The sequence below is a fragment of the Acetobacter sp. DsW_059 genome (assembly GCF_002153695.1).
GTDB lineage: Bacteria > Pseudomonadota > Alphaproteobacteria > Acetobacterales > Acetobacteraceae > Acetobacter > Acetobacter thailandicus.
Window position 1 is genome coordinate 98,686 of record NZ_JOPI01000023.1, and the last position, 13,452, is coordinate 112,137.

A 13,452-nucleotide genomic window follows, 5' to 3' on the forward strand; every position below is an offset into this window, starting at 1 on the left:
TGATCTGAGAGTTATTATGCGCGTGGTGTAAGCTGGTGAAACGCCCAGTCAAGCCATGGTAAAAGAGCTCTTACATCGGCACTCTCTACGGTCGCACCACCCCATATACGCAGGCCGGCAGGTGCATCGCGATAGCTCGCAATATCAAACGCCACACCCTCTTTTTCAAGCAAAGCCGTCAGCTGCTTAACTGTCTTCACCTGTTCTGTACGTTCAAGCGCAAGGAACCACGGTGCGATAATACGCAGGCAAATGGATGTTGATGAACGCTGAGCCGGGTTCTGCGCAAGGAACTCAACCCAGTCTGTTTTCTCTGTCCAGGCCGCTACTTCCGCCAGGTTTGCCTGGCTACGCGCTTTAAGAGCAGGCAAACCTCCGACTGACTCAGCCCATTTCAGGCTGTCGAGTGCATCTTCAACACACAACATAGAAGGTGTGTTGATCGTATCTCCCTTAAAAATCGGCTCGATCAACTCACCTTTTTTTGTCAGACGAAAAATTTTTGGCAACGGACGATCTGTTTTAAACTGCTCCAGACGCGCCACAGCACGGGGTGAAAGAGCCAGCATACCATGAGCAGCCTCACCACCCAGAGCTTTCTGCCAGGACCATGTTACGACATCCAGGCGGTCCCATGGCAGATCCATGGCAAATGCAGCTGATGTTGCATCGCAGATCACCAGCCCCTCATGCTGCGCAGGCACAGCATCTGGTGAAGGCACACACACACCGGAGGTTGTGCCATTCCAGGCCAGAACAACGTCGTGGTCCCAGTTTACCTCTTTAAGGTCAGGTAAGGCACCATAATCAGCACTGAGCACACGTACATCATCAAGCTTCAGCTGAGAAACAATGTCCTGAGCCCACAGAGCTGAAAAGCTCTCAAATGCCAGGACGTCAACCGGACGGGCACCCAGCACAGACCAGAGCACCATCTCCATCGCACCGGTGTCTGACGCCGGTACAATACCAACACGCCAGCCCTCTGGCACACCCAGCAATGCGGCAGAACGCTCAATCACGTCATTCAGGCGGGCGCGGCCTTCAGCTGAGCGATGTGAGCGGCCTGTGAGTGCACCACTCAAAGCCTCAACACTCCAGCCCGGACGCTTTGCACAGGGACCAGAGGAAAAACACGGATTGGCCGGACGGATGGCCGGACGTGAGGAAACATTATGCTGGGAGATTATCATGTTTGTTGTCCGGATAAGGAAATGGGACAAACCCTGGTGCGAGAGAGGGGACTCGAACCCCTATGCCCGTAAAGGCGGTCGATTTTGAGCCGACTACGTCTACCGATTCCGTCACTCTCGCAGCTCTGAACCCTCTCGTATCAGCAAAACGCTTTACAGAAAAGTGCAGGCCTGAAAATAAGCAGGGCTTAAGCTAATATTTTGTCAGCGGCAAACCCGCTGCGTACCATCAGAGGCAATGTAGGTGCCGGTCTGTGGGTTAAAGCAGGCATTCTGAGTGCAGCTGCTGCCTGCAGAATAGGGCTGAGGATAATTTTGTGCTGCCATTGCCTGAGCTTCACGGGCAGCGGTGCCACATAAAGGTGTATCGGGCGATGCTGAAGGGTCGTTCACCACCATTGATTCACTATATGTTTCGGAGGGCTGTGACACGAGGCCGGGCGCAAATGTCTGGGGTGGCTTACGGGCAGGCTGTGCAGAACATCCGGCAAGAAACGTAATGACTGCATATGTCACCGCACCACGAAATAAAAAACCCTCAGACATTCCTGCCCTCCCTTGATCAGAACGCCCTGGTCAGGACGATAACCACACCAGAATTAAATACGCGCCTGTGCCGCTATGATACGCCACATATGCTCAGCAGCTCAATATGCTTCCTGTTCAGAGATCAAGTAATCCCTGCTCCTGCTTTTGTGCTTTTTTACGACTGATAACAGCCTCTCGCGCACCATCACCAAAGGTCAGCTCAACAGCCTGCCCGGCTTTCAGTGCACCTGATGACGTCACAGGCTGCCCCTGCGCGGTAACGAGCACATATCCCCTGGCCAGAATAGCCTGAGGGGAAACAGCATCAAGCTGCCCGCATATACCAGCCAGGGCAGTTTTACGCTCGCGCAGGCAGGCCTGAAGCGGTGCAGGTGTAAGACGCTGACGCTCAAAACGTATATGCCATTTCTGCATCGTGCGGGCTGTGCCGCTTTGTAGTGCTTTCTCAAGATAGGCAACGCGGGCACGCTGACCAGCCAGCAGGGCCGAAGCTGACGGCACAGAACGCTCAGCCGCCACCAGAGCCGCGCGCTTATGGCGCACAAAACCAGGAAGAGCCACTTCAAGCCGGCGCCAGCGTGTATCAAGCTGCATACTCGCTGTTTGCAACAGCCCGGGCAGATCAGGCAAAGCGCTGCCAGCACGCAGCAGGCGCAAACGCGCTGTTTGCAGGCGGTGTGACAACGCACTCAGTGCGCGCGCACCACGATGTTCAAGGTCGGCCATAACCTCACTTCTGACCGGCACAACCATTTCTGCCGCAGCAGTTGGAGTTGGTGCCCTGCGGTCAGAGGCAAAATCAATCAGTGTCGTATCCGTCTCATGCCCGACCGCTGATACCAGCGGAACAGAACAGGCCGCAGCGGCCCTGACAACCTGCTCATCATTAAAAGCCATCAGGTCTTCCAGCGAGCCGCCACCACGTGCAACAATCAGCACATCAGGGCGTGGCACTGCACCCGTACCATCAAGGCGGGAAAACCCCTCAATCGCGGCTCTCACCTGGCTGGCAGCACCCTCACCCTGCACGGCAACAGGCCAGACCACCACATGACGCGGAAACCGCCGGGCCAGCGTGGTGCAGATATCATGCAGCACGGCACCCTGGAGCGAGGTCACAACTCCGATCACATCAGGCAGAACCGGAAGCGATCGTTTGCGCTCACCATCAAACAACCCCTCTTCAGCCAGCTTCAGACGCAACCGCTCAATACGGGCCAGCAGAGCCCCCTCACCGGCATACTCCATCCGCTCGACAACAAGCTGATAATTTGAACGCTCGCCATAGGCCGAGACCTTGCCTGTCGCAATAATCTCCAGCCCGTTTTCAGGCACCAGCCCCAGGCGCGAAACTGACCCTCGCCAGACAACACCAGCAATCTTGCCGCGTTCATCTTTAAGCGAGAAATACAGGTGCCCGGAGGGGTAGCGCTTAAACTCTGTTATCTCGCCACGCACACGCACACGACCAAACGTGCCTTCAAGGGTGCGCCTGATCGCTCCGGAAATTTCCGAAACACTATATTCGGGCACATTCCCTGCGGATGGCCGCTCTGCTTCAAACTCTTCGTTCATTCCGCCAACTTATGCTACAGACGCCAGACCTGAAAGAGCTGACAACAAAAGATATGGGAGAAAAATAATGCGGGTATTACTGGTCGGATCAGGCGGGCGTGAACATGCGCTGGCCGCAACACTTGCCCGCTCGCCTCAGCTGGCAGCCCTGTTTATTGCACCAGGCAACCCTGGTACGGCTGATATCGGCACCAATGTTGCCATTAAAGCAGATGATGTGCCAGCTCTGATTGCCTTTGCCAGAGAAAACAACATTGACCTCGTTGTGCCTGGCCCTGAAGCGCCGCTGGTTGCTGGCCTGGCCGATGCCTGCGCCAAAGCAGAGATTGCCTGTGCCGGCCCGACACGTGCCGCAGCGCAGCTGGAAGGCAGCAAGAAATTCACTAAAGAAATCTGCTATGCAGCCAGCATCCCGACAGCGCAGGGCGAATATTTTACGAATGCAGATAAAGCCATCACCTATGTGCGTGAACGAGGTGCCCCTATTGTTATCAAAGCGGACGGACTGGCTGCAGGTAAAGGCGTGGTTGTTGCTCAGACTCTGAGTGAAGCTGAAGATGCTATTCGTCAGATGCTCAACGAAGGCTCAATGGGTGACGCTGGTCGTCATATCGTCATTGAAGACTGCCTTGAGGGCGAAGAAGTCTCTCTTTTCGCGTTTTGCTCCGGCGATAAAGCTGTGCTGATCGGAGCTGCGCAGGACCATAAACGTATTGGAGATAATGATACCGGCCCCAACACAGGTGGCATGGGTGCTGTTTCCCCACCCCGCGGGTTTAGCCGTGAAGACCAGGAAAAAGCGCTCGACCTGCTGGTTCGTCCGATGCTGCATGAAATGCTGCGCCGTGGCATCTCCTTCCGTGGGGTTATCTTCGCCGGCCTGATGCTGACAAAAACCGGCCCGCAACTGATTGAATATAACGTGCGCTTTGGCGACCCAGAAGCACAGGCACTGCTTATTCGCCTGACCTCTGACCTGCTGCCTGCTCTGAAAGCTCTGGCTGATGGTACGCTTGAAACAGCCTCCATCACCTTCTCAGACAAAGCTGCTGTCAGCCTGGTGATGGCTGCTGAGGGCTACCCTGAAAAACCCGTCACTGGTGCCGTTATCAGTGGTGTGGATGCAGCCGCTGCTCTGCAAGGTGTTCAGGTCTTTCAGGCTGGCACAAAGACAAATGATGAAGGCGACCTGGTTGTCGCTGGTGGTCGTGTGCTGTCGGTTTGCGCCCTGGGTGACACGGTGCGTGAAGCCCGTGACAAAGCCTATGCCGGTGTAAAGAAAATCAGCTGGAAAGGCGCACAGTGGCGCACTGATATTGGTGCCCGCGCACTCGAAAGCTAAAGCCCTCCGCCCCTCTTCCTTCGCACCACGGTCATCAGCTTCGTAAGCCCGGCCGTGGCACACATTGCCTGAAAGGTGCCTGCCGTTTATGAGTGCGCCCACCCATCACCTTACACCTGAGGATCTGCTCTCTGCCGTGACCGGCATAACTGAGAGCGAGAACGACCTGATTGCGACTTTAGCCAATGTGTCGGCCCTGATTTTTGAAGCTCTGCCAGACCTCAACTGGGCCGGGTTTTATCTGCACCGGCGCGGCGAACTGGTTCTTGGTCCGTTTCAGGGGCGTGTGGCCTGCACACGTATTGCCCTGGGTAAAGGAGTTTGTGGCTCTGCGGCGCAGGAACGTAAAACGTTTCTGGTTGATGATGTACACAGCTTTCCGGGGCATATTGCCTGCGATGCAGCATCAGCCTCTGAAATTGTAGTACCGGTGATTAAAGACGGTCAGCTTATTGGTGTGCTTGACCTCGACAGCCCGCTGAAAAAACGTTTCACACAGCAGGAGCAAACTCTGCTTGAAGCGGTTGTGGCACGCCTGGTGCACACCATTAGCACCGACGATCTGAAATGGCTTTCTGGCTCTGCCTGAAAAACCTTACTCTTTTGCCATAACAAAACCCGCCACGGGATTTTTTCCTGTGGCGGGTTTATTATTGTAAAGTGGCTAGCCCAGTGTTGGCATCACAAATTCAGCCCCTGACCTTATTCCCGCTGGCCAGCGCTGCGTCACAGCTTTAAGCCGCGTAAAGAAACGCACACCCTCCGGGCCGTGCATGTGGTAATCACCAAACAAAGAATCTTTCCAGCCGCCAAAAGAATGAAACGCCATAGGAACCGGAAGCGGGACATTCACACCCACCATTCCCACATTGACCCTCTGTGTGAATGTGCGTGCGGCATCACCATCGCGGGTAAAAATAGCGGTGCCGTTACCAAACGGACTGTCATTTGTCAGCTTTAGTGCAGCCTCAAAATCTGGCACACGCACGACGCACAACACAGGTCCGAAGATTTCTTCTTTATAAATATCCATCTCGGGTGTCACGTGATCAAACAGCGTGCCACCGGTAAAGAAACCTTTTTCAAACCCTTTGACACTCACATTACGCCCGTCAACGACCAGCGTTGCCCCCTGATCAACACCTGAATTAATGAGCGTTTCGACCCGAACCTTATGCTGCGCGGTAATAAGAGGCCCCATCTCAGTTCTGGTATTGGTACCCTCACCTATGACAATCGTTTTGACTTTTTTACCCAGCTCTTCAACAAGGCGATCTGCCACAGGCTCAACCGCCACAGCAACAGACACAGCCATACACCGCTCACCTGCCGAGCCATAAGCAGCACCAATCAAAGCATCGACTGTTTTCTCAAGGTCGCAGTCAGGCATAACAACAGCATGATTTTTTGCTCCGCCCAGAGCCTGCACCCGTTTGCCATGAGCGGTACCAGTTGCATAAATATATTTAGCCACCGGGGTCGAACCAACAAAGCTGACAGCGGCAATGCCAGGGTGTTTCAGAATAGCGTTCACCATATCCTTATCACCATGCACAACCTGAAACACACCATCAGGCAAGCCAGCCTCTTTAAAAAGATCAGCCAGAAAAACGGAAGCTGACGGGTCACGCTCTGAAGGTTTAAGAATAAAGCAGTTGCCCGTTGCAAGTGCGACCGGGGCCATCCACAACGGCACCATAACCGGAAAATTGAAGGGAGTGATCCCTGCGGCAATCCCCAGAGGCTGACGCATGGTCCAGGCGTCAATGCCACGGCTGACCTGCCCGGTATACTCCCCTTTTAATAGCTCAGGCACGCCGGTTGCAAACTCTACAACCTCAAGCCCGCGCATGATCTCGCCTTTGGCATCTGAGAGCGTTTTGCCATGCTCAGCAGTGATAACAGCTGCAAATTTCTCAATATGTTTTTCAAGCAGGTCACGGGCTCTGAACAGAATACGCGCTCTTGTGAGCGGCGGTGTATCTGCCCAGGCCGGAAAAGCCGCCTGTGCAGCAGCTACAGCGACATCCAGATCATCGGCGGTGCCAAGCACAACTTTATTCAAACGCTCACCCGTTGCAGGGTTGATAATATCACTATGGTTTTTATTCTGTCCCGGCGTGTGCTGCCCGTTAATGACATGGGGTACAATATTCATTATTTTATGCCTTATTGTTGTTTTTATGAATTTCGAATGGATGCTCTTCAGCGCCATATGGCCTCATAAAGGCGCGATATCTCGCTGTGGTCCGGAACGCGCGGGTTATCAGCGGGAGAGCCTGAGGCCAGAGCCTGTTCAGCCATCTGAGGGATCAGAGCATACCAGCGTTCTTTATCAATGCCGCAGGCTGCTGGTGCAGGCACATCCAGCTCCTGGCTTATAGCTCGCAATGCGTTAACGAGCGCTGCGCAGGCCGCTGTCTCATCTGCAGAAGAAGATGCAATACCCATAATTTTTGCGCAGGCTGCATAACGCTCTGGTGCACCACTACATGACCAGGCTGTGATCTCTGGCAAAAGCATCGCATTCGAGAGACCATGCGCCACGTGAAAATGTGCACCTATGGGGCGGCTCATACCATGCACTAAAGCAACAGAGGCATTAGAAAACGCCATACCTGCCTCAAAGGCTCCCTGCATCATCTGCTCTCTGGCATAGCGATTGCCAGGATCTGAGCAGGCCACAGGCAGAGCGTGCCAGATACGTCTCATCGCCGAGAGAGCAAGGCCATCTGTAAAGGCTGAGGCACGTTGTGACACATAAGCCTCTATCGCATGTGTCAGAGCATCAAGCCCTGTATCTGCTGTCAGGCGGCGCGGCATTGTCAGCGTAAGTTCATAGTCAACGATGGCAATTCGCGGCAGATAGGCATAACCGGAGCAGAGCATTTTCTCGTCGGTTTTTTCGTCTGTTATCACCGTGACTTTTGTAGCCTCTGACCCTGTCCCTGCTGTAGTCGGAATGGCAATAACCGGTAAACCGGGTTCATTTTGAATATGTGGCACTTTGAGTACCGCAGGTGAGCTACCGTGCCTGGCAAGTACAGCAACCATCTTGGCAGTATCAATCGGGCTGCCACCACCCAGGCCAATAACACAGTCATAATGACCTGATTTGAGTGCTTTAAGAGCATTATAAACCGAAGTGACTGTCGGGTCTGGCACAGCGTCACCAAATGAGCCGGCACAGATGCCCTGCTGCTCAAGGCAGGTCACCACACGCCCGAGCACCCCGGTTTTAACCATGAACTGGTCAGTAATAATAAAGGGGGCGTTCAGACCAGCCTGCTGCAGAGCGACTGGCAACTCATTCAGAGCGCCTCCCCCGATACGCACGAGCGAAGGTAAAAAAAGAGCTGTCATACGTTTGCTCCTGGCGGAAAGGTTACACCCGGAGGTGTTCCTTTCTCTTTTTTGTTTTCTTATGCTGACTATCAGGGTGCAAAATAACTACGAAGAAAACCTGGTATTTTTCTGCATCCCCTGTGTGTTTTTGCACAGAGGCCATAAAACCAAAGGAGCAAAACGCTATGAAACGCGGCCTGGACTGGAGAAATCTGCAGTTTTTTCTTGCTGTCGCCCGCTCCGGGTCACTGTCAGAAGCAGGCCGTTTAATGGGCGTTGATCACGTAACTGTGGCCAGGCACATTACCTCACTTGAGGAATCTGTCGGGAAAATACTGTTCGAACGGCACCAGCGCGGTTACGCCCTGACACGATATGGCGAAGACCTGCTTGCTGTAGCAGAAGAAATTGACCAGAAAGCACTTCAGATTCCACAGGCTAACAGCCCTGCCAGCGGGCTTGCCGGTATAGTACGCATCAGCTCACTTGAGGGGTTCTCAAACTTCTTTCTTGCCCGGCGTATCGCAAGCCTGTTGAGCAGCCACCCGACATTAACTGTCGAACTTCTGACTATTCAACAGATTATTGCGCTCTCCCGCCGGCAGGCTGACATTGCTGTTACGGTCACTCCATCCTCTGACAACCGTTTTATCTGCGAGAAACTCACAGCCTATACCCTCGGCATTTATGCAACCAGAGATTATCTCTCACGTGAAAAACCTATCAGAAAGCCATCTGATATCTCTGACCATCTTTTTGCAGGCTATGTTGATGAGATGATTTTTATGCGTGAGCTTGACTACCTGGAGGAGCTGGGTGTTTCACGTCGCATGGTACGTATTCAGAACTCAAGCGTGCAGGCACAGATGGCCGCTGTACGCTCGGGCGTTTGCCTGTCTGCCCTGCCCGCCTTTGTGGCAGCAGGCTGCCCGGATCTGGTAAGGGTTTTACCAGATGAGCTTAAAATACAGCGACATTACTGGCTTAATCTGCGGGCAGACGAACAAAACGTGCCTCGCATAAAATATCTTTGTGATTTTATACGTCAGGAAGTTGAAAAAGAAAAAGAGTGCTTTCTTTCCTGATGAAAGAGAGAAACCACTTTATTTTCCTGATATGGTGGGCGCACAAGGGCTCGAACCTTGGACCCGCTGATTAAGAGTCAGCTGCTCTACCAACTGAGCTATGCGCCCTCACAGTATTTAACTGTAAGTGGAGAATTTTTTATCATTCTCCCCTGCCAAATACAAGACAGAAATTCAGGCCTTGAGCAACGCCAGAACAGCATCCAGCTGATCAAGACTTTTATAATGGATCTCCAGTGAGCCTTTTTTCTGACCGTCAAAATTGACCGTCACATTAAGGCCAAGACGATGAGCAAGATCGCGCTCAAGAGCTACAATCTCCGGATTCTTTTCTTTTTTTTCCGGTTTTTTCGCAGACGGCTTATCCCCCTGCTCAAGAACAGCCTGAACATAAGCCTCGGTCTGTCTTACTGAGAGCGCTTTTTCAAGCACATATTCCGCCCCGGCAGCTGGGTCAGGGTGTGTCAGCAAGGCCCTAGCATGACCAGCTGAAAGAACACCACCGCCAACTTTTTTTCTGACCAGTTCAGGCAAGCGCAGCAGGCGTAGTGTATTAGCAATATGAGGGCGAGATTTGCCAATAGCCAGCGCAAGTTCATCCTGCGTCAGACTATAATCCTCTATAAGGCGGCTAAAACCCTCAGCTTCTTCAATCGGGTTCAGATCTGCACGCTGCAGGTTTTCGACCAGAGCTGCAGCCATTGCGCTGACAGCATCAAGGTCGCGCACATGAACCGGTACGGTATGACATTGCGCCAGTTGTGCTGCACGCCAGCGACGCTCACCCGCGACAATCTGATAATAACCCTCTTTATCAGGATTAGGCCTGACCAGAATGGGCTGAAGAATACCACGCAGACGAATAGATTCAGCAAGTTCCTGCAGGGCATCCGGATCGATATGCTGGCGTGGCTGAAAAGGGCCAGGCTCAAGCATTTCTACCGGCAACACACTTGCCGGGGCAGACACAACAGGAGCTGCGTTTTGTTGTGTCACTGCCTCGCCTTCAGAACGCGTCATAACCGGAGGGGCTGTATCACCTAAAAGAGCTGCAAGGCCACGCCCAAGTTTAGGACGCATCTGAGGTTTACGAGACATTATTATGCCGTCCTTTTACTAACTTCCGCAGCCAGAGCACGATAAGATGCTGCACCACTCGCTTTTGGGTCATAAATCATCACAGGCTGACCATAACTCTGCGCTTCTGAAATGCGAATGTTACGCGGAATTACAGTTTCAAGAACATCATCACCAAAGAAGCTACGGGCGTCAGCACCGACCAGCTCAGAGAGATTATTACGACGGTCATACATTGTCAGCACAATGCCGGTTATACGCAGGTCAGGATTCAGTTTTTTCTGAACACGATCAATCGTTTTAACCAGGTGCCCCAGCCCTTCGAGTGCGAAAAATTCACACTGCAATGGCGCCAGAACACCATTAGCGGCAACCAGAGCATTAAGTGTCAGCAGGCTGAGGCTAGGCGGGCAGTCAATAATAATATAGTCCATCTGCCCGGTCAGGGGCTGCACAGCAGACATCAGACGATTTTCACGCTCGTCCGCATCAACCAGTTCAATTTCAGCGCCGACCAGCTCAGTATTAGCTGCAATCACTGACAGACCTTCAATCTCTGTAGGCTGTAGCAATTCTTCCGCGGGCTTTTCATGCATCAGCAGTGTGTAAGCTCCCCCCTGCCGGGCGTCATATCCAACACCCAGCCCCGTTGAAGCGTTACCCTGTGGGTCCATATCAATCAGAACGACTTTTTTGCCAGCCTCAGCCAGAGCTGCAGCCAGGTTAATGGCGGTTGTGGTTTTACCAACACCACCCTTCTGATTTGCAACGGCCAGAATGAAGCATTTGCCGTTTTTTTTGTTCATATCAGACACGTTTAAGATTGCTCACTTCCAAAATCAATCCGTCATGCCCTGTCATACCAGGGTGACAGCGAATAGTCATCTGCCAGAACGACTCAGCATCTTTAATTTCATTGATAGCGTTCTGACCTTTAAGAAAAACTGCCCGGCCTTCTTTTTTTAAAAGTGGCGCTGTCCACTCAAGCAACTTTGGCAGTGCGGCAAGGGCGCGGGCTGTCACCACATCTGCCGGGGTAATATCCACTTTCTCAATACGTTCAGCCAGCACCGTAACCGGAGCTTCGGTCAGGCGGGCAGCTTCACGCAGGAAAACTGCTTTGCGCTGGTCAGACTCAACAAGCGTTGCCGGAATACCGGTTGCAATCGCGGCAACGACACCCGGAAAGCCACCCCCTGAACCCAGATCTGTAAAACTTTCCGCTCCGGCAAGCAGAGGCACAATCTGCAGACTATCCTGCACATGTCGCTCCCACACCTGATGGATATCTTTGGGTGAGACCAGGTTAATACGCGGGTTCCACTTCAGCAAAAGCTCGACAAAACACTTCAGGCGTTCTTCTGTTTCACGTGAAACAGAGATGCTGTTACCAGACTTCATGATACTGCCACGCGCTGACGAACGTGAACAAGCAACGCCACAAGAGCGGAGGGTGTCATACCCGGGATTCTCTGAGCGGCACTGAAGCTCTCCGGGCGAGCCTGTTCAAGACGCTCTTTCATTTCTGCACTCAGGCCACCAATAGCACCAAAATCCATCTGTGCAGGAAAGCGTATTTCACCATCAGCTTCAAGCTGCTTAATTTCTCGCTTCTGCCTGACCAGATAACCTTTATAACGGGCTTCGGTACGAACATGCTGAAACGCTCTTGGCGGCACCGTCGCCAGCCAGGGCGCTAACTTTTCAACCACATCCTCATCCGTGCCGTAACCAAGAACATCCAGCAATGTTCTGCGCCGTCCATCCTGCGCCACTCTGACGCCTGACTGTGCAAGAATGTGAGCAGGCCAGCTTTCCTGCTCTGCACGCAGGGTCAGTTCATTAATAGCCTTACAGTCACTTTCAAACACAGCCTGACGTTCAGCACCAACACACCCCCACTCCACACCGGTGCGGGTCAGGCGCATGTCAGCATTATCAGCACGTAAGGTCAGACGATACTCAGCACGCGATGTAAACATACGATATGGCTCACTGACACCCTGTGTCGTCAGGTCATCAATCATCACACCAATATATGCTTTACCACGATCAAGCGTAACAGCAGCCTGCCCGCCGGCTTTGCGCGCCGCGTTTACTCCAGCCAGCAGACCCTGAGCACCGGCTTCTTCATAGCCTGTTGTTCCGTTGATCTGCCCGGCAAGGAACAGATTAGGGCATTTTCTCAACTCAAGAGAGGTCGTCAGCTCACGCGGGTCTACATAATCATACTCAACCGCATAGCCAGGCTGTACAATCACCGCACGCTCAAGACCAGGAATTGTGTGAATCATCTCCTCCTGCACATCGGCAGGAAGACTGGTTGAAATACCATTAGGATAAACAAGATGCCCGCCTTCATGATCGGGCAAGGCTTCCGGTTCAAGAAAAATCTGATGGCTGTTTTTTTCAGAAAATCTGACAACCTTATCCTCAATTGACGGACAGTAACGCGGCCCCTTACCTGAAATGGCACCACCATAAACGGCTGAAAGATGCAGATGTTTATTAATAATCGCGTGTGTTTTTTCAGTCGTAGCCGTGATCGCACAAACCATCTGTGGGTTTGTGATGGACTGTGTCAGACGACTGAAGCATTCTGGTGTTTCATCACCTTTATCTTCAGCCAGAGCCGCCCAGTCGATTGAACTCCGCAACAGGCGGGCCGGGGTACCTGTCTTGAGCCGGCTGATTGCCACCCCAAGGTTCCTCAGCCATTCAGCCAGAGCCACTGAAGGTTTTTCACCTGTACGGCCAGCGGGCTCTGAGTGATGACCAATATGAATAACACCACCAAGAAACGTGCCTGTAGTCAGCACGACAGCACCCGCATCATAACGTGTACCATCTTCACAGATCACACCTGTCACTTCACCCCGTTCATTGGTCAGGAGGTCGCCGGCGGCACCTTCTCTGCACTCAAGACCCGAAGTTTCAGCCAGAAGCTCCTGGATAGCCTGACGATATAAAAAACGATCAGCCTGAGCCCGTGGCCCCTGCACAGCAGGCCCCTTGGAGCGGTTAAGCAATTTGAAATGAATGCCCGCACGGTCAGCAGCACGTGCCATAATACCATCAAGCGCATCAATCTCACGCACCAGATGCCCTTTACCGATACCTCCGATAGCGGGGTTGCACGACATGGCACCAACCGTGCTTTTTTTATGGGTCAGCAACAGTGTATGCGCACCACACCGTGCAGCAGCCGCGGCAGCTTCACAGCCAGCATGCCCGCCACCAACAACAATCACATCATAACGCTGAGTCACCACATCAGGCCTTTTTC

General features: G+C 52.9%; 12 protein-coding genes and 2 tRNA genes. 3 read left to right on the forward strand and 11 right to left on the reverse strand.

The window, feature by feature from the left end:
• Positions 1-14 precede the first annotated feature (14 nt).
• From HK25_RS06020 to xseA, 4 genes are all read right to left on the reverse strand, one after another.
• The gene (locus HK25_RS06020) at positions 15-1,193 is read right to left on the reverse strand and encodes a phosphoserine transaminase (RefSeq protein ID WP_086635621.1); all 1,179 of its coding nucleotides are present in this window, start codon (positions 1,191-1,193) and stop codon (positions 15-17) included.
• A gap of 34 nt (positions 1,194-1,227) precedes the next feature.
• Positions 1,228-1,314, reverse strand: a tRNA-Leu gene (locus tag HK25_RS06025).
• A gap of 83 nt (positions 1,315-1,397) precedes the next feature.
• Entirely contained in the window at positions 1,398-1,739 is a 342-nt protein-coding gene (locus tag HK25_RS06030) for a BA14K family protein (RefSeq protein ID WP_086635622.1), read from the reverse strand.
• A gap of 117 nt (positions 1,740-1,856) precedes the next feature.
• Positions 1,857-3,317 carry an exodeoxyribonuclease VII large subunit gene (xseA, locus tag HK25_RS06035; RefSeq protein ID WP_086635623.1) on the reverse strand — a complete coding sequence of 487 codons (1,461 nt, stop codon included), beginning with the start codon at positions 3,315-3,317 and terminating at the stop codon, positions 1,857-1,859.
• 67 nt (positions 3,318-3,384) lie between these two features.
• On the opposite strand from xseA, the gene purD reads away from it, so the two are divergent.
• Positions 3,385-4,659 carry a phosphoribosylamine--glycine ligase gene (gene purD, locus HK25_RS06040; protein WP_086635624.1) on the forward strand — a complete coding sequence of 425 codons (1,275 nt, stop codon included), beginning with the start codon at positions 3,385-3,387 and terminating at the stop codon, positions 4,657-4,659.
• Positions 4,660-4,747: 88 nt separating this feature from the next.
• Positions 4,748-5,248: a GAF domain-containing protein gene (locus HK25_RS06045; RefSeq protein ID WP_086635625.1), complete on the forward strand. Its 501-nt coding sequence runs from the start codon at positions 4,748-4,750 to the stop codon at positions 5,246-5,248.
• 75 nt (positions 5,249-5,323) lie between these two features.
• On the opposite strand, the gene HK25_RS06050 is transcribed toward HK25_RS06045, so the two are convergent.
• Together HK25_RS06050 and HK25_RS06055 are read right to left on the reverse strand one after the other, a co-directional pair.
• Complete coding sequence (locus HK25_RS06050) at positions 5,324-6,817, reverse strand: CoA-acylating methylmalonate-semialdehyde dehydrogenase (protein WP_086635626.1); 1,494 nt, start codon at positions 6,815-6,817, stop codon at positions 5,324-5,326.
• Positions 6,818-6,864: 47 nt separating this feature from the next.
• The gene (locus tag HK25_RS06055) at positions 6,865-8,022 is read right to left on the reverse strand and encodes an iron-containing alcohol dehydrogenase (RefSeq protein ID WP_086635627.1); all 1,158 of its coding nucleotides are present in this window, start codon (positions 8,020-8,022) and stop codon (positions 6,865-6,867) included.
• 167 nt (positions 8,023-8,189) lie between these two features.
• Between HK25_RS06055 and HK25_RS06060 the strand changes: the two genes are divergently transcribed.
• Complete coding sequence (locus HK25_RS06060) at positions 8,190-9,089, forward strand: LysR family transcriptional regulator (protein WP_086635628.1); 900 nt, start codon at positions 8,190-8,192, stop codon at positions 9,087-9,089.
• Positions 9,090-9,121: 32 nt separating this feature from the next.
• Here HK25_RS06060 and HK25_RS06065 read toward each other — a convergent pair.
• From HK25_RS06065 to mnmG, 5 genes are all read right to left on the reverse strand, one after another.
• Positions 9,122-9,197 (reverse strand) — tRNA-Lys (locus HK25_RS06065).
• A 66-nt stretch (positions 9,198-9,263) separates the two neighbouring features.
• Positions 9,264-10,187, reverse strand: a complete 924-nt coding sequence (locus HK25_RS06070; RefSeq protein WP_086635629.1) for a ParB/RepB/Spo0J family partition protein — start codon at positions 10,185-10,187, stop codon at positions 9,264-9,266.
• A 2-nt stretch (positions 10,188-10,189) separates the two neighbouring features.
• On the reverse strand, positions 10,190-10,972 hold the full coding sequence (locus tag HK25_RS06075) for a ParA family protein (RefSeq protein ID WP_086635674.1): 783 nt from the start codon (positions 10,970-10,972) through the stop codon (positions 10,190-10,192).
• A 1-nt stretch (position 10,973) separates the two neighbouring features.
• Positions 10,974-11,570 carry a 16S rRNA (guanine(527)-N(7))-methyltransferase RsmG gene (gene rsmG, locus HK25_RS06080; RefSeq protein WP_369824735.1) on the reverse strand — a complete coding sequence of 199 codons (597 nt, stop codon included), beginning with the start codon at positions 11,568-11,570 and terminating at the stop codon, positions 10,974-10,976.
• Positions 11,564-13,435: a tRNA uridine-5-carboxymethylaminomethyl(34) synthesis enzyme MnmG gene (mnmG, locus tag HK25_RS06085; protein ID WP_086635631.1), complete on the reverse strand. Its 1,872-nt coding sequence runs from the start codon at positions 13,433-13,435 to the stop codon at positions 11,564-11,566. The genes rsmG and mnmG overlap by 7 nt, the downstream gene beginning before the upstream one ends.
• Between the last annotated feature and the right edge of the window lie 17 nt (positions 13,436-13,452).